19 protein-coding genes and 1 pseudogene are annotated in these 15,731 nt (G+C 62.5%); 10 read left to right on the forward strand and 10 right to left on the reverse strand.

The window, feature by feature from the left end; translation table 11 throughout:
* Nucleotides 1-116 precede the first annotated feature (116 nt).
* Entirely contained in the window at nt 117-989 is an 873-nt protein-coding gene (locus FHX14_RS20405; protein ID WP_184378372.1) for an oxidoreductase, read from the reverse strand.
* A 35-nt stretch (nt 990-1,024) separates the two neighbouring features.
* Between FHX14_RS20405 and FHX14_RS20410 the strand changes: the two genes are divergently transcribed.
* On the forward strand, nt 1,025-1,480 hold the full coding sequence (locus FHX14_RS20410) for a helix-turn-helix domain-containing protein (RefSeq protein WP_183698090.1): 456 nt from the start codon (nt 1,025-1,027) through the stop codon (nt 1,478-1,480).
* Here FHX14_RS20410 and FHX14_RS20415 read toward each other — a convergent pair.
* The 3 genes from FHX14_RS20415 to FHX14_RS20425 all read right to left on the reverse strand — a co-directional run bounded on the left by FHX14_RS20415 (nt 1,477) and on the right by FHX14_RS20425 (nt 4,174).
* Nucleotides 1,477-2,853 carry an ATP-binding protein gene (locus FHX14_RS20415; protein ID WP_184378374.1) on the reverse strand — a complete coding sequence of 459 codons (1,377 nt, stop codon included), beginning with the start codon at nt 2,851-2,853 and terminating at the stop codon, nt 1,477-1,479. The genes FHX14_RS20410 and FHX14_RS20415 overlap by 4 nt on opposite strands.
* A 127-nt stretch (nt 2,854-2,980) precedes the next feature.
* Nucleotides 2,981-3,682: a response regulator transcription factor gene (locus FHX14_RS20420; RefSeq protein WP_184378376.1), complete on the reverse strand. Its 702-nt coding sequence runs from the start codon at nt 3,680-3,682 to the stop codon at nt 2,981-2,983.
* Complete coding sequence (locus tag FHX14_RS20425; RefSeq protein WP_184378378.1) at nt 3,683-4,174, reverse strand: MarR family transcriptional regulator; 492 nt, start codon at nt 4,172-4,174, stop codon at nt 3,683-3,685.
* 210 nt (nt 4,175-4,384) lie between these two features.
* Here FHX14_RS20425 and FHX14_RS20430 point away from each other — a divergent pair.
* Nucleotides 4,385-4,528, forward strand: a pseudogene (locus FHX14_RS20430) (branched-chain amino acid aminotransferase); the annotation flags it as partial.
* Nucleotides 4,529-4,688: 160 nt separating this feature from the next.
* On the opposite strand, the gene FHX14_RS20435 reads toward FHX14_RS20430, so the two are convergent.
* Together FHX14_RS20435 and FHX14_RS20440 are read right to left on the reverse strand one after the other, a co-directional pair.
* Nucleotides 4,689-4,958, reverse strand: a complete 270-nt coding sequence (locus FHX14_RS20435; RefSeq protein WP_012558488.1) for a hypothetical protein — start codon at nt 4,956-4,958, stop codon at nt 4,689-4,691.
* 189 nt (nt 4,959-5,147) lie between these two features.
* Nucleotides 5,148-5,765 (reverse strand): DUF1236 domain-containing protein, encoded by a 618-nt coding sequence (locus tag FHX14_RS20440; protein ID WP_184378380.1) that lies wholly within the window; start codon nt 5,763-5,765, stop codon nt 5,148-5,150.
* A 287-nt stretch (nt 5,766-6,052) separates the two neighbouring features.
* Between FHX14_RS20440 and FHX14_RS20445 the strand changes: the two genes are divergently transcribed.
* Nucleotides 6,053-6,706, forward strand: a complete 654-nt coding sequence (locus tag FHX14_RS20445) for an MBL fold metallo-hydrolase (RefSeq protein WP_184378382.1) — start codon at nt 6,053-6,055, stop codon at nt 6,704-6,706.
* A 15-nt stretch (nt 6,707-6,721) separates the two neighbouring features.
* On the opposite strand, the gene FHX14_RS20450 is transcribed toward FHX14_RS20445, so the two are convergent.
* The 3 genes from FHX14_RS20450 to FHX14_RS20460 form a co-directional block, all read right to left on the reverse strand.
* Entirely contained in the window at nt 6,722-7,063 is a 342-nt protein-coding gene (locus FHX14_RS20450; protein ID WP_003593090.1) for a tRNA-binding protein, read from the reverse strand.
* Nucleotides 7,064-7,177: 114 nt separating this feature from the next.
* Nucleotides 7,178-8,005, reverse strand: a complete 828-nt coding sequence (gene proC, locus FHX14_RS20455) for a pyrroline-5-carboxylate reductase (RefSeq protein WP_184378384.1) — start codon at nt 8,003-8,005, stop codon at nt 7,178-7,180.
* A gap of 1 nt (nt 8,006) precedes the next feature.
* Entirely contained in the window at nt 8,007-8,507 is a 501-nt protein-coding gene (locus FHX14_RS20460) for a YbjN domain-containing protein (protein WP_003541709.1), read from the reverse strand.
* Between the two features lie 229 nt (nt 8,508-8,736).
* On the opposite strand from FHX14_RS20460, the gene FHX14_RS20465 reads away from it, so the two are divergent.
* Nucleotides 8,737-8,982, forward strand: coding sequence for a hypothetical protein (locus FHX14_RS20465; protein ID WP_184378386.1), 246 nt, complete (start codon nt 8,737-8,739; stop codon nt 8,980-8,982).
* Between the two features lie 16 nt (nt 8,983-8,998).
* On the opposite strand, the gene FHX14_RS20470 is transcribed toward FHX14_RS20465, so the two are convergent.
* A complete protein-coding gene (locus tag FHX14_RS20470) occupies nt 8,999-9,259 on the reverse strand; it encodes an accessory factor UbiK family protein (protein ID WP_003581142.1) in 261 nt (86 codons plus the stop codon).
* A 203-nt stretch (nt 9,260-9,462) separates the two neighbouring features.
* On the opposite strand from FHX14_RS20470, the gene lgt reads away from it, so the two are divergent.
* From lgt to FHX14_RS20500, 6 genes are all read left to right on the forward strand, one after another.
* The gene (gene lgt / locus FHX14_RS20475) at nt 9,463-10,311 is read left to right on the forward strand and encodes a prolipoprotein diacylglyceryl transferase (protein ID WP_012558493.1); all 849 of its coding nucleotides are present in this window, start codon (nt 9,463-9,465) and stop codon (nt 10,309-10,311) included.
* A gap of 19 nt (nt 10,312-10,330) precedes the next feature.
* A complete protein-coding gene (locus FHX14_RS20480) occupies nt 10,331-11,431 on the forward strand; it encodes a class I SAM-dependent methyltransferase (RefSeq protein WP_003593087.1) in 1,101 nt (366 codons plus the stop codon).
* A 112-nt stretch (nt 11,432-11,543) separates the two neighbouring features.
* Nucleotides 11,544-12,338 carry a peptidoglycan editing factor PgeF gene (gene pgeF / locus FHX14_RS20485; RefSeq protein WP_184378388.1) on the forward strand — a complete coding sequence of 265 codons (795 nt, stop codon included), beginning with the start codon at nt 11,544-11,546 and terminating at the stop codon, nt 12,336-12,338.
* Nucleotides 12,339-12,343: 5 nt separating this feature from the next.
* Complete coding sequence (locus tag FHX14_RS20490; RefSeq protein WP_012558495.1) at nt 12,344-13,495, forward strand: Xaa-Pro peptidase family protein; 1,152 nt, start codon at nt 12,344-12,346, stop codon at nt 13,493-13,495.
* Nucleotides 13,496-13,585: 90 nt separating this feature from the next.
* Nucleotides 13,586-14,407, forward strand: coding sequence for a hypothetical protein (locus tag FHX14_RS20495; RefSeq protein ID WP_184378390.1), 822 nt, complete (start codon nt 13,586-13,588; stop codon nt 14,405-14,407).
* A gap of 105 nt (nt 14,408-14,512) precedes the next feature.
* On the forward strand, nt 14,513-15,445 hold the full coding sequence (locus FHX14_RS20500; protein WP_003593082.1) for a ribose-phosphate pyrophosphokinase: 933 nt from the start codon (nt 14,513-14,515) through the stop codon (nt 15,443-15,445).
* The last annotated feature ends 286 nt before the right edge of the window (nt 15,446-15,731 follow it).

A 15,731-nucleotide genomic window follows, 5' to 3' on the forward strand; every position in this document is an offset into this window, starting at 1 on the left:
GCTCAACAATCCCAGTTACCAAGCGCCGCTCATCAGCGGCGCTTTTGTTTTTTACGCATGTCGCCCGGAAGTCTGCAGCGGTTCAGGGATATTGATGCGACGCGCTTTGGAACCCTTCACCCGGCTTTCTTTTCCCAAGGCATCGGCCCCACCTCGGCATCCGGCTCGAAATCCGTCGAGACGCTGACTGCGCGCCATTCTCGATCCGCTTCGATACGCGCGGCATCGGCCTTCTCGACATTGCGTACAGCATCGCTGCCAAGCAGCAGCCGGAGCGGTGGCGCATCGAGGCCGGCGATATGGATGACGACGGCGGCCGCTTTGGCAGGATCTCCGGGCTGGCGACCATTATACTCACGCTGGAAGCGCACCGTGGCGCCGACCGTCTCGGCATAATCCTGCCGCCCCTCGGCAAGCACCGTCGAGGCGCCGGCGAAATCGGTTCTGAAGCCGCCGGGCTCGATCACCGTCACCTTGATGCCGAATGGCGCGACCTCTTTCGCCAGCACCTCGGAAAAGCCCTCGACCCCGAATTTCGCCGCCGAATAGGCGCCGCGTCCCGCAGGCCCGATCCGGCCGCCGACGGATGAGAATTGAATGATGTGCCCCGCCCCCTGCCCGCGCATCAAGGCGATGACCGCCTTGGTCATGATGATCGTGCCGAACAGGTTGGCCTCGATCTGTGCCCGGAAATCGGCAAGGCTGGTATCTTCGATCGAGGAGACATTGCCGTAGCCGGCATTGTTGACGAGCACGTCGATGCGCCCGAACCGCTTCACACCAGCCTCGATCGCCGCGGCTGCAGCCGTCTCGTCGGTCACATCGAGCGCTATCGTCAGCACCTGACCGCCATACCGCTCGGAGAGATCGGCAAGCCGGGCGGGATCGCGGGCCGTCGCCACCAGATTGTCGCCGGAGGCCAAAACCGCCTCCGCCAGCGCCCGGCCGAGACCGCGCGAACTTCCTGTAATCAACCAGACCCTGGACATCGGAAACCCTTCCTTCTTTGGTTCCCGGATCATGTATGGTCTATTGTATCCGATCGAAAGAAGGTACCCGGACGATCTATACACACCTTGAGGTAACTGACTTGAGCGACATGTTCGATTTCTGCTGCTCCATGACCGACGAACAGGATGCGCGCGCCCGCGAACTGATCGAACGCGCGGCGGCGAAATGGCCGTTGCGCATCCTGCACGTGCTCTCCGATGCCGGCGCACCCTTGCGCTTCTCGCGCCTCATGGAGAGGGTCGAGGGCATCAGCCAGAAAGTGCTGACGCAAACGCTGCGCACCCTCGAAAGAGACGGCCTCATCATCCGCACGCTCTATCCGCAAGTGCCGCCGCGCGTTGAATATGAGTTGACGCCGCTCGGACGCGACCTCCTCATGCAGGTCGCAGCGCTTTGGCGCTGGATCGTCGAACGGCTTGGCGATTTCGATGCGCGCAAGGCCGTGAGGCTGACTGTGGCAGGCGTTTAGGCCGGAATGCGGATCGTCGCCCTCAGCCCGCCGAGCGGGCTGTCGCCGAGGGTGACGTTGCCGCCGTGACTGCGGGCGATGTCGCGGGCGATCGCAAGGCCGAGACCGGTGCCCGAGGCGTCGAGGTTGCGCGCCGCGTCCAGCCGGAAGAACGGCTTGAACACGTCCTCGCGATTCTTTTCCGGAATGCCCGGCCCGTCGTCGTCGAAGATGACCGTCAACCATTTGGCACTGTGCTTGGCCTCGATGTCGAGCCTGCCGGCATAACGCCGCGCATTCGAGGCAAGGTTGGTGACGAGACGCATGAAAGCGTTCGGCCTGACGGATATGTCGTCATCGCCTTCGATCGAATAGCTGAATGTCTTGCCGTGCAGGGCGAAATCGGATTCCAGCTTTGCGAAGACCTCGCTGAGTTTCAGCTCGCCGACATCCTCTTCGACCTCGCCGCGTGCGAAGGCCGTATAGGCCTCCAGCATGGCCTGCATATCGTCGACGTCGTCGTTCAGCCCATGCAGGTCGGGATTGTCGCCGGCAAGCGCCAGCTGCAGCTTGAAGCGGGTGAGGATAGTGCGCAGATCATGGCTGACGCCGGATAGCATCGCGGTGCGCTGCTCGATCTGCCGCTCGATTCGCTCGCGCATCAGGATAAAGGCAAGGCCGGCACGCCGGACCTCGTCGGCGCCGCGCGGATAGAAATTATCGGGTTTCTGCCCCTTGCCGAAGCTTTCGGCGGCGCGCGCCAAGGTCAGGATCGGCCGGATTTGCCCACGCAGGAAGAGGATCGAGATGCCGATCAGCACCAGCGAGGTGCCGACCATCCAGACGATGAAGATATGCGTGTTCGAGGCATAGGTCTGGCTGCGCTTGGTCAGCACCCTGAGGATCTTGTTGTCGAGCTTGATGCGGATCTCGACGAGGTTCGAGTTGCCGACAGTGTCGATCCAGAAAGGCCGGTGGATCTCGTCGGTGATCTCGTCGCTGAGGATGCCGTCGAGGATCGAGAAGAACGGCTTGACGCGCGGCGGCGGCAGGTCGCCATCCGGCTCGATCGAGATCTGCAGGCTGAGCTGATCGCGGGCGATGCGGACGATCTCGCTATAGTCCGAGTTCTGCGGGTAGGTCTCGATGATCTCGATGATCGCGGCGATGTCACGGGTGACGGCAAGCGACAGCCGCTCCGTCACCATCTGCCAGTGGCGCTCCATGAAGACGGCGGCGACGACGGATTGCAGCAGCACCATCGGAATGATGATGATGAGCAGCGAGCGCGCGTAAAGCCCGGTCGGCAGCCGCCGGCGCAGCCAGCGGACGAGCGAGCGCCAGCCTGGCGCGGAATTGCGGTCTTCCCGCCGCAAGCTGTCGATCGTCACCATCAGCGCCGGTCCTGGCCTCTATCCTTAAAAGCGCGTCGCGATCTTTCAGATCCTCTCCATGCGCTTTAAGCCTTTGTTTTTCCGCATTTTTTGCCGCAAACCGCTGCACAGTTTTGCGCCACATGCCTTAGTCGATGCTCAGCCTGTATCCGATGCCGCGCACGGTCTGCAGCCAGACGGGATTGGCCGGATCATCCTCGATCTTACGCCGCAGCCGGTTGATCTGCACGTCGATCGTCCGCTCGCCGACCTCGGTGTCGTTGCCGATCAGCTCATGGCGGGGGATCGTATCGCCGGCGCGCCGTGCAAAGAGCAGCATGATCTCCTGCTCGCGGTCGGTCAGCCGGATCACCTCGCTGGCTTTCTTCAGCTCCTTGCGGGTCAGCGAGAATGTGTAGGGGCCGAACATCACCTGTTCGATCTTCGGTCCCTCCCCGCCGGCATTGCGACGCAGGATGTTGTTGATGCGCAGCACCAGTTCGCGCGGATCGAAGGGCTTGGAAAGATAGTCGTCGGCGCCGGCCTCGAGGCCTTCGATGCGGTTGCCGGACTCTGCCAACGCCGTCAGCATGATGATCGGCACTTTCTTGATGGCGCGAAGCCCGCGGGTGACGTCGATGCCGGATTCGCCGGGCATCATCACATCCATGATGATCAGGTCGAAATCGAGACCCGCGAGCTTGCGCTGCGCCTCGGCGCCGTCGGCGGCGACGGTAACGCGGAAACCGTTCTCGGCAAGATAACGATTGAGCAGCGCGCGGATACGCGAGTCGTCGTCGACCACCAGAAGATGCGCCGCATCGTCGGAAATACCTGTCTTGACCGCCATTCAATCCGCCTTCTGTCTGTCCCGCATGCCTCTAAGGAAAGCTTTTACGCCCTCCCGCACCTCCGCAGAAGCCCCTTCGAATGCCCGCTCAATGCGGCGCGATTGCGGCTCGGCAAGAGCAAGCGCCAGCTCTCGTCCCGATTTCGTTGGATAAAGCTTGCGCTGCCGCCGGTCCTCAGGCCCCGCCACCTGGCGAATATAGCCTGAATCGATCAGCTGTTTCAGCACCCTTGCAAGGCTTTGCTTGGTGATCTTCAGCGTGTCGAGAAGATCGGCCACCGTCATGCCGGGGTTGCGGTTGACGAAATGCACGACGCGGTGATGCGCCCGCCCGAAGCCGCTTGTTTCGAGGATGGCGTCAGGATCGGAAACGAAATCGCGATAGGCGAAGAAGAACAGCTCGATGATCTCGAAATCGATGATGTCGGTATCTTCCATCGGCGTAGCCAGCGGCTCTGGCTTGCCTATTTTCGGGCCGGTCTGTCGTGACACGCGGCATTCCTTTCTCTTCCCGCCCCCGCGGGAAACTTTCGCCAAGATATGTCAGCTTTGTTGACATATCTTGGCGTCACTGTTCCCTGGAAACCAAGGCCCGCCCGGCACTCCGACGCAATACGCGATTTCCCCTTGCATCTGTGGATAAAACGTAATGGGGACAACAATCAACAGGCATGGCGCTTGAAGCGCCGGAGGAGACCAGGGATGGCTTCAGTTCCTTTCGACCAGCTGGACGGCGAAATATGGTTCAACGGCGAATTCGTCGCCTGGAAGGACGCCAAGATCTACGTGCTGACCCACGGCCTGCATAATGCCAGCGCCGTCTTCGAAGGCGAGCGCGCCTACGGGTGTTAACCAGGGCCTGAAACTTGACCACATGAAGGAAGTCTATCCGGCGGCGACCGCCGCCGAATAAGACGTCTTGCGCAATCGGCTTGCCAATTCAAAGCGTTACAGCGCCGCACGGCTGCAGAGACGCGCGGCGCCCAGATGAATGCCCGCCGGACATTTACCGATGCGCCCGTGCCATGACCAGACCGGCGAGCGTCGAGAGAATGCCGCCGCCGATCAGGCCGCCGATACCGTCGGCGATCAGGCCGGTCATCGCCGCTTCCCCACCGACCATGCCGAGCAGCATACCACCGGCGACACCGCCGATCGCGCCTGCGATCGTGCGGGCGACGACATTGATCGCCTGCTGCTTCAAGGCGGCGCTCGCGGCATTGCCGCCGATGGCACCGGCAATCAATTGTATGACGAGCGGAAGTAGCGCTTCCATGACTTTCCTCCTCTGGCGATCTCCCCGATCGCCGTTGATATGCCGAACCTTCGGCATATTAGTATTTTATCATATTCAGGAGGAAAGCGTTAAGAAAAAATCAACCCATGCGGGAGGCAAGGGAGAAAGCGGACGGGCCGGAAACGAGGCGGCCAATCCGGCCGCCTCGTTGTGTTTTTAAAGGTTAGATTATTGATAAACGTAGACGATCCGGCGTGTACCGGGATCGACCAGCACCGGCCGGTCGTTGATCCTGGTATAGCGGTATTCGTAATCCGGGATCGACTGGAAGGTAACATCGGCGGGCACCTCGGCGCCGACGACGACATCACCGCCGAGCTGCACCGTCTGGCCGGGATTGGTATCTATATAGGTGCGGACCGTCTCCGGCGGCGTGATGGTCTCGACAGCCCCGACCGGTCCGAGCAACTCGTCGCCCGGGGCCGGCTGCGGGTCGACGGGAACGACGCTGGCGGTCGACTCGTAGGTCACGACAGGAACACCGATCTCGTCGCGGTGCTGTTCGACGATGACCTGGCTGCCGCCATTGTCGACCTGCAGATAATCGGCATAGACCCAGCCGCGCATGCCGTTGACGTCGACCCGGCACCAGCGGCTGCCTTCGATGCAGCCGTCGAGCACCGCGGTCGAGCCGCGGGTGGCAAGGCCGACCGCCGGATATTGCGGGCCGGGGCCGGCACGGACATTGAGATCGTTGACGGTCGTCGCCATCATCTCCGCCTGCGCCAGACCGCCGCTCGCCAGGAGCACGGCTCCGGCCAATAGAATGTTTCTCTTCACGGTCATCTGAGCGTCTCCTTGGTTTCGATGGGCTGACAACGCATGGCGTTCCACGATGTTCCCATCCAATGGCTAGCGTCAAAGACCGCGTGCGGGAGGCTCTTCACAAACCATTGAAAAAGTTTAACAAAACAAGGATTTCCGACGCGTGACGACACCATCGTAAGGCATAAATTCTTGTTGCAGCCCGTCTTTTTGACGTGAGGCAAGGCGGCAGACACGGAAAATTCCGGCTGTCCTTGACGCGGTTTCGGACTATACCCTGAGCATCCGAGACACCAAGCGAGGCACTTATGGGCATGCTCCAGGCCGGCGTCATTCCGGTGACACCCTTCCAGCAGAACTGCACGATCTTCTTCGATCCCGAGACCAAGGAAGGCGTCGTCGTCGATCCCGGCGGCGACGTGCCGCTGATCCTGCAGGCGATCGCGCAAAACGGCTTGATCATCAAGGAGATCTGGCTGACGCACGGCCATCGCGACCATGCCGGCGGCGCCAGCGAGCTGAAGGAAGCCCTGGACATAGACGTGGTCGGCCCGCATCAGGACGACCTGCCGCTGCTGCAGCGGATCGAGACCCAGGCCGAAAAATACGGCATATCGGGATTGCGCAACGTCCTACCCGACCGCTGGCTGAAGGATGGCGACAAGATCTCTTTCGGCGAGCACGAATTCGAGGTCTATCATGCGCCCGGTCATGCCCCCGGCCACGTCATCTATTTCAACCGGGCGCAGAATTTCGCCCATCTCGGCGACGTGCTCTTCAACGGCTCGATCGGCCGCACCGACCTGCCGGGCGGCAATCATCAACAGCTTCTCGATTCGATCCGCGACAAGGTGCTGCCGCTCGGCGACGACGTCGGCTTCATCTGTGGCCATGGCCCCGGCCGCCGCATCGGCGATGAACGGCGCAGCAATCCATTTTTGCAGGAAATCAGAACCGGCTGAGCGTTCGGCGCGGGCTCACATCATCTTCCGGCCGTTCGGCACCGGCTGCTCGACATCAGCAAGCACGATCGCGCCGTTCTCGTCCTCGAATCCCAGCGTCAGAACTTCCGAGCGGAACGGCCCGATCTGGCGCGGCGGAAAGTTGACGACACCAAGCACCTGCCTGCCGATCAGACTTTCCGGCGTGTAATGCACGGTAATCTGGGCCGAGGATTTCTTCGTGCCGATCTCGGGACCGAAATCGATGACCAGCTTGATCGCCGGCTTGCGCGCTTCCGGAAAGGGACTGGCTTCGATGATCGTGCCGACACGAATGTCGACGCGCTCGAAATCGGCGTAGGCAATCTCCTCGGCCATATCGTCTCCGCTAGCGCGTCATTCCTTTGCGAAAATCGAGATCGATTTTCGCAAAGGAATGACGCGCATTCAAAATGTTAGAGCGTCCTTGGCGCGTCTTTGACGCGCGGCGCTCTAGCCGGCCAGTTCTTCGGCCCGCTTGCGCGCCGCCGCCAGTGCTGCGTCGAACAGAGGCTGCATGCCGTTTTCGGCCATCAGCACGGCAAGTGCGGCCGCCGTCGTGCCGCCGGGAGAGGTCACATTCTGCCGCAGCCGCGAAGCGTCGTCGGGGGACTGGTGCAAAAGTTCACCAGCCCCCGCGACTGTTTCCCGCGCAAGACGCATGGCGAGGTCCGCCTGCAGGCCGAGTTTACGGCCTGCCTCCGCCATGCATTCGACGAGATAGAACACATAGGCAGGACCGCTGCCCGAAAGCGCCGTCACGGCATCGATATCTGCCTCTGCAGGCACCCATTCCACAGGACCCGAGACGCTGAGAAGAGAATGGACACGCTCGCGCTGCTGAGTGCTGACCGCTGAATTGGCAAAGGCGCCGGTGACGCCGCGCCCGACCATGGCCGGCGTGTTCGGCATAGCCCGCACCATGGCGGCTTTGCCCAGATGTTTCTCGAGAAAGCCAAGCGTCTTGCCGGCAGCCACAGAGACGACGACCGTTTCCGGCCCGACGGCAGTTTTCACCGCCGGCAGCACCGTCTCCATCACCTGCGGCTTGACCGCGAGAAACAGCACTCCTGCCTTCAAATCCGCCGGAGCGGCGACAACATGGGTCGCGCCGGCCTCGCTAATCGTCGCCAGCATCGCCGACGACGGGCCGGGATCGACGACAAGGACGGCAGAGCCCGGCACGCCGCTTTTCAGCCAGCCGGAGAGCATTGCCCCGCCCATGTTTCCGGCGCCGATCAGGACGACGGGATTTGTCGAGGAGAAAGCGTTCGCGGGCATCTTATGCCTCGCCGACAGTTTCGAACAACACGGCTTCCATCGCCTTCGTCGCTTCCATGCCGGACCAGACGACGAACTGGAATGCCTGGAAATAGGCTTCGCAGGTATCGAGCGCGCTGGAGAGCAGCACTTCCACCTGGCGGTTGGTGGGCTCCGCACCGCCGGCAAGCAACAGCGACTGGCGGAAGATGACGACATCTTCCTGGCGCCAGAGGTCGAAATGCCCCATCAGCACCTGCCCGTTGATCGCCGAGAGCAGCTTGACCACCTCGTTGACCCTGATGTCGGGAACTTTGATATCGAAGGCGCAGCCAAGGTGCAGCGCCTCGAATTCCTCCATCCAGGAGAAGGAGACGTGGTAGTCCGTCCAGCGTCCCTCGACCGTCATCGCGATCTCGTCCTCGCCGGACCGTTCGAACGACCAGTCGTTGTTGGAGGCAACGTACTCGATCATATCGACCGGGTTCGACTGACGCTCGACTTCCAATTCCATCAGGTTCATGCAGCACCTTCTTGACCGGAACGAATGCGACCTAACTTTGTGTACGCACACAAGAAAGACACACGCAAATACCGGAACCACCACTCGGATGATCGTTGAACCGCTGCCAGACTTAACGCAGATAACCTGCCCGGAGCTTACCAAGTCGCTTCGAATCATCATTTAAAATCAGTGTATAATGCGCCTTGCCCCCTGCCAGCCCCCTGAGGGGAAAATAGGCCGGACCACTGTGGAAAGGCTCTTCGAAATTCAATTCAGAAGGGAGAATAAGCGACTCTGCGAATTGGCTTTTTTGGCAGTGTCCACAGGTGGAAAAACTCACCTGAATTTTTTTGTGACGGATGCGGCGTGTGGCATGAAGGCAACGCCGTATCTGCGTCATATCGGGACTTTCAGCCATGTCGCGCAAAACTGTTCAGCGGCTTTGCGCGACATGCGGGAAACCGAAGACCTGAAGCGCAAGGAGCGAATCTAAAAGACCGCGGCGGGCTTCAGTGCCCTTCGCCGGCAAGCCTCGCCTCGAGCGCCGCGATGCGGGCGGCAAGCGCCTCATTCTCATCGCGCGCCTTGATCGCCATCTCGCGCACGGCCTCGAACTCCTCGCGCTTGACGATATCCATGCTGTTCAGCCAACGCTCGGCCTGGGCGTTAAAGGCGGTTTCGATCTCCTTGCGGACGCCCTGGGCGGCACCAGCCGCATCGGTCATCAGCTTGGCGAACTCGTCCATGATGCGGTTCGTTCCGGTCGTCATGGCGTTTTTCTCCCTTCGCATGAGGTGAATTCAGCCCTTCGGGGCCTCAAGGATTGAGGTAGGGCTTCGCCATCCCCGATGCAAGCGCTTTGCATGGGAAACGCCCGCCGGAACCGGCCCGCCAAAGAGCCATCACGAACAATGGACTTGACCGTCCGGGATCGCAGCGGCATGTTCCGCGCAACCAAACAGGTGGGAAAACCTTGCCGACAGCAGCCAATCTCCTTGCCATCATGCCTTTTCCGGACATCGATCCGATTGCCTTTTCGATCGGCCCGCTGGCGATTCATTGGTACGGTCTCGCTTATGTCGCCGGCATCCTGCTCGGCTGGGCCTATGCGCGCCGTCTCGCCGCCAATGAAAGTCTCTGGCCCGGCAACGCCTCGCCGATGACACGGACGCAGCTCGACGATTTCATCGTTTGGGCGGCCCTTGGCGTCGTGCTTGGCGGTCGTCTCGGCTATATTTTCTTCTATGATCTCCCCGCCGTGCTGCGCAGTCCTGTCCGTGCGCTCGAGATCTGGAACGGCGGCATGTCCTTCCATGGCGGCCTGACCGGTACGACGATCGCCATGATAATCTTTGCCCGCCGCAACGGCATTCCGATCTGGAGCCTGTTCGACATCGTCGCCACGGTCGTTCCCTTCGGCCTCTTCTTCGGCCGCATCGCCAATTTCATCAACGGCGAGCTCTGGGGCCGGCTGACCGACGTGCCCTGGGCGGTGGTTTTCCCGACCGGCGGCCCTTTCGCCCGCCACCCGAGCCAGCTTTACGAAGCCGGCCTCGAAGGTATTGTCCTTCTGCTGGTGCTGGCCGCCCTGGTGTATGGCATGCGCGCGCTGAAAAGCCCCGGCTTCATCACCGGCGTCTTCGTCTGCGGTTATGCCCTGTCGCGCATCTTCGTCGAATTCTTCCGCGAGCCTGATGCCCAGCTCGGTTATCTCCTCGGCACGAACTGGCTGACCATGGGCATGGTGCTCTCCTCCCCGATGATCCTGCTCGGCCTCTGGGCAATGCTCAGGGCCCGCCGCCAGGCTGCGCTGCAGCTCTGAAAACGGCAGGACGCGCGATATGACCACCGCTCTAGGCGAAAAGATCAAGGCGATCATCCAGGCCAATGGCCCGATCAGCGTCACCGATTATTTCTCGCTCTGCCTGGCCGATCCCGAACACGGCTATTACCGCACCCGCGAACCCTTCGGCCGTTCGGGCGATTTCGTGACCGCGCCCGAGGTCAGCCAGATCTTCGGCGAAATGATCGGCGTCTTCATCGTCCATGCCTGGCAGCGCCACGGCACGCCGGCGGGCGTCCGTCTCGTCGAGATCGGCCCCGGCCGCGGCACCATGATGGCCGACATGCTGCGCGTTATCTCCCGCATCGCCCCGCCGCTGCTTGATGCCATGACCGTGCATCTCGTCGAAACCAGCGAGCGCCTGCGTGATGTCCAGAGCCAGACGCTCGAAGCTTATGGCGAAAAGATCGCCTGGCACGACGGCTTCGATGAAGTCCCGCCAGGCTTCACGCTGATCGCCGCCAACGAATTGTTCGACGCCATCCCGATCCGCCAGTTCGTCCGCATGCCGACGGGTTTTCGCGAGCGCATGATCGGCATTGATGCTGATGGCGAACTGACCTTCGCCGCCGGCGTCGCCGGCCTCGATCCGGCACTTCTGCCCGAACCGGTGCAGAACCTGCCGCTCGGCACGCTCTTCGAGATCTCGCCTGCCCGCCAGGCTGTCATGATCGCGATTTGCGAGCGGCTGCGCGCCTTCGGCGGCACGGCGCTCGCAATCGATTACGGCCATCTCGTCACCGGTTTCGGCGATACGCTGCAGGCCGTGCGCATGCATGAATTCGATCCGCCGCTCGCTCATCCCGGTGAAGCCGATCTGACGAGCCACGTTGACTTCCAGCAGCTCGCCGAAACCGCACTTGCGGCCGGCGTCCATCTGAACGGCGCCCTGCATCAGGGTGATTTTCTGGCCGGCCTCGGCATCCTCGAACGTGCCGCCGCCCTCGGCCACGACCGCGAGCCGCAAACCCAGCAGGTCATCCAGGCGGCAGTCGACAGGCTCGCCGGCGCCGGTGAAGGCCGGATGGGCGAACTCTTCAAGGTGATGGCGGTCTCTCATCCCGCGGTCGACCTCATGCCCTTTCGCCCGGTGGATTGACAGGGCGCACGCGGCTGGTTCAACATCCGCGCGAACAAGAACTTGAAGCGCGCCGCCTGTGCGATGCGCTTGGGATAATAACAAACCCCTTAAAAAAACCCCGGAATCACAGATGCAGGACGCGGCCTCTCCCGCACCAATCGAAAGCGCGCTGCTGAACGAAGCAGCAGGCGGCACTATCCGCCACGGTTATTTCACCCGCGCCGGCGGCGTGTCCGAAGGGCTGTATCGCGGCCTCAATGTCGGCCTCGGCTCCCACGACGAACGCGACAAGGTCCTGGAAAACCGCCGCCGCGTCGCCGCCTGGTTCGACCTGCCGGTCGAGCGGCTGGCGACTGTGCATCAGGTCCATTCCCCTGATGTCGTGACCATCGATGCCGATTACGACGGCGCCCGCCCCGAGGCGGATGCGATGGTAACCCGCACCCCCGGCATCGTGCTTGGCGTGCTTGCCGCTGATTGCGGCCCGATCCTGTTCGCCGACCCGGACAATCGCGTCGTCGGCGCCGCCCACGCCGGCTGGAAGGGCGCGCTGACGGGCGTGCTCGAAAATACCATCGCTGCCATGGAAGCGTTGGGGGCGGACCGCGGGCGCATTGTCGCCTGCCTCGGCCCCTCGATCAGCCAGGCAAGCTATGAGGTCGGGCCTGAGTTCGTCGAGCGTTTCGTCGTCGGGAACCCGGAAGATGCGCGTTTTTTCGTGCCTTCCGCAACCTCCGGCCACGCCATGTTCGACCTGCCGGCGCTGACCGTCGACCGGCTGACGAAAGCCGGCGTGCGGGCCGAAAGCCTCGGCCTCTGCACCTATCCGGACAGCGAGCGCTTCTTTTCCTACCGCAGGACGACACATCGCAAGGAGCCGGACTACGGCCGGCAGATTTCCGCGATATCAATCAGGGAGACGTGAGCAGAATGGCACTGCACTTCGAAAAGGCCGAATTCGCAAGCCGGCTTGCGCGCCTCACCGAGAAGATGAAGGAGGAAAAGCTCGACGCCCTGCTGCTCTTCGCCCAGGAGAGCATGTACTGGCTGACCGGCTACGACACCTTCGGCTACTGCTTTTTCCAGACGCTGGTCGTCAAGAGCGACGGCACCATGGCGCTGCTGACCCGCTCGGCCGATCTTCGCCAGGCCAGGCACACCTCGATCCTCGAGGACATCCATATCTGGGTCGACCGGGTCAATGCCGATCCGACGCTTGACCTGAAGAACCTGCTGGTCGAGATGGATCTGCTCGGCGCCCGCATCGGCGTCGAATATGACACGCACGGCATGACCGGCCGTATCTCGCGCCTGCTCGACGCGCAGCTGACCACCTTCGGCCAGATCACCGACGCTTCCTACCTCGTCAGTCGCCTGCGCCTTGTCAAAAGCCCGACCGAGGTCGCCTATGTCGAGCGCGCCGCCGTTCTCGCCGACGATGCGCTCGACGCCGCGATCCGGCTGACGAAGCCCGGCGCCGACGAGGCCGATATCCTCGCCGCCATGCAGGGCGCGATCTTTTCCGGCGGCGGCGACTATCCTGCCAACGAGTTCATCATCGGCTCCGGCGCCGATGCCCTGCTTTGCCGTTACAAGGCCGGCCGCCGCAAGCTCGACGCCAGCGACCAGCTGACGCTCGAATGGGCCGGCGCTTACGCGCATTACCACGCCGCCATGATGCGCACGATCGTCATCGGCGAGCCGATGCAACGCCACCGCGAACTCTATAATGCCTGCCGCGAAACCATCGAGGCGATCGAGACGGTGCTGAAGCCGGGCAACAGCTTCGGCGACGTCTTCGACATGCATGCCAGGATCATGGACGAACGCGGCCTTGCCCGCCACCGGCTGAACGCCTGCGGTTATTCGCTCGGCGCCCGCTTCTCGCCCTCCTGGATGGAGCATCAGATGTTCCATGTCGGCAATCCGCAGCCGATCGAGCCGAACATGTCGCTCTTCGTGCACATGATCATCGCCGATTCCGACACGGGCACGGCGATGACGCTCGGCCAGACCTATCTGACGACGGCGGATGCGCCGCGCGCGCTCTCCCGCCATCCGCTCGATTTCATCGGTCTTTGACCGATGAGAATCCGGAATTGACAGACATCAGCCGCCGCCCGCATAAATTCGGGCGGGGCTGATGCGAATGTGGGAAGGACGGATCAAGGGATGACGCGAGCTGCGATTGTGCCCACGCTCCTGGTCTTCGCGGCCCTGCTGACCGCCTGCAACACCACCGATGCGCTGACGCCGCAGGTCGATATCGGCGATTCCTCCGCGCGCGCGTCGTCGAGCCCGGTGACGCAGAGCGAGGCAGAGCGTATGGCGGGTTCCCGCCAGCGGGTCTTCGCCCAAAGCTCCCAGCCGAACGGCTACCATCCAGCTTACGATCAGTCGCAGCAGGCCTATCGGCCGGGCACCGGCGCGCCGCCGACGACGATGCAGGAGCAGGCAGACGCCCTGTCGAGGAGCAGTTCCTCGCCGGCCGCCTCCGCCCCGATCGAGGAACAATCGCTGCCGCCGCCGGCTTCCAGCGGTGAGTTTCCCGCACAACCGGCTCAGCCGCCCGCCGGAGAACAGCCGCAGCAGACCGCCGCCCTCAACACCGGCGCCTCCTCTGCGCGCGGCAACACCGTGCGCTTCCTGCCGATCATCGGCGCGCCGGTTCAGGCGGTGACCCCGCTGTCGCGTCAGCTCGGCGCCGAGGCGCGCGCGCACGGCCTTTCCATCAAGAGCTCGACCGATGCGAGCAGCGATTACATTCTCAAAGGTTACCTCTCCGCCTTCAGCGACGACGGCAAGGTCACAGTCGTCTATGTCTGGGACATTCTCGACAGCGCCGGCGGCCGCCTGCACCGCATCCAGGGGCAGGAAAGCGTGCCGACGGCAGCGGCCGATCCCTGGGCCGGCGTTCCTGCCTCGGTGATGCAGCAGATCGCCTCGAAAACCATCGCGGAATTCTCCTCCTGGCGGCAGACGCGGGGCGGTTAGTCACAAACTTTTTGCAAATATCAAAGCCTGTGGCGCCTTTGCCCTTGCATTCACGGGGAAGCTGGCTAAAAAGCGCGGCTATCAGCGCATAACAGGCGGACCAAAATGAAGGTTTTCGCAGGCAATTCGAACCGGCAACTCGCCGAAGCGATCTGCACCTATCTCAACGTTCCCTTGGGGAGAGCCAGTGTTCGAAGGTTTGCCGATCAGGAAATCTTCGTGGAAATCCAGGAAAATGTGCGCGGCGAGGACGTTTTCCTCGTGCAGCCCACCGCCTTCCCTGCCAACGACCACCTGATGGAACTGCTGATCATGATCGACGCGATGCGTCGTTCTTCAGCCCGTCGCATCACGGCCGTGCTTCCCTATTTCGGCTATGCGCGTCAGGACCGTCGCGCCTCGGGCCGCACACCGATCTCCGCCAAGCTGGTCGCAAACCTCATTACCGAAGCCGGCGCAGACCGCGTCATGACGCTCGATCTCCATGCCGGGCAGATCCAGGGCTTCTTCGATATACCCACAGACAATCTCTTCGCCCTGCCTGTGCTGACGCGCGACATCAAGAGCCATTACGACCTCAGCAACGTCATGGTCGTCTCGCCGGATGTCGGCGGCGTGGTGCGTGCCCGCGCGCTTGCCAAGCGGCTGGACTGTCTTCTGGCCATCGTCGACAAGCGTCGCGATCGGCCAGGTGAATCCGAAGTGATGAACATCATCGGCGACATCACCGGCAAGGACTGCCTGCTGATCGACGACATCGTCGATTCCGGCGGCACGCTCTGCAACGCCGCCGACGCGATGCTGGCCAAGGGCGCAGCCAGCGTCACCGCCTATATCACCCACGGCGTCCTATCCGGCGGCGCGGTCACCCGCGTCACCTCCTCCAAGCTTCGCGAACTCGTCATCACGGATTCGATCCAGCCGACCACGGCGGTGCTCTCGGCACATAATATCCGCATCGTGACGACGGCGCCGCTGATCGGCGAAGCCATCAGCCGAACGGCCCAGGAAGAGTCCGTCTCCAGCCTCTTCGATTAAAAGGAGCCGGCATTCGACCGGCTCTCGCATCAGATGGGCACAAATCAGTAGAAAATTGTCGCCCTAAGAGGTCGCCGCCTGCCCCTCATCCGGCTGCCGCCACCTTCTCCCCGCACGCGGGGCGAAGGGATATTGCCGAACCGGCTTTCCGTACCCTCGACGCTGCGTTTGGCCTCCCCGTTTTACGGGGGTCAGAAGGACGGGTCGAGACCAGCGGCTCGATCCCCGGTCGGGCTAGGGCGATGGCAGCCGTCGGCGCGAACCCGACAGCAGTGGCACAAGGCCG

Origin of the sequence: Rhizobium sp. BK619, from assembly GCF_014195245.1 — a bacterium.
Lineage (GTDB): Bacteria > Pseudomonadota > Alphaproteobacteria > Rhizobiales > Rhizobiaceae > Rhizobium > Rhizobium acidisoli.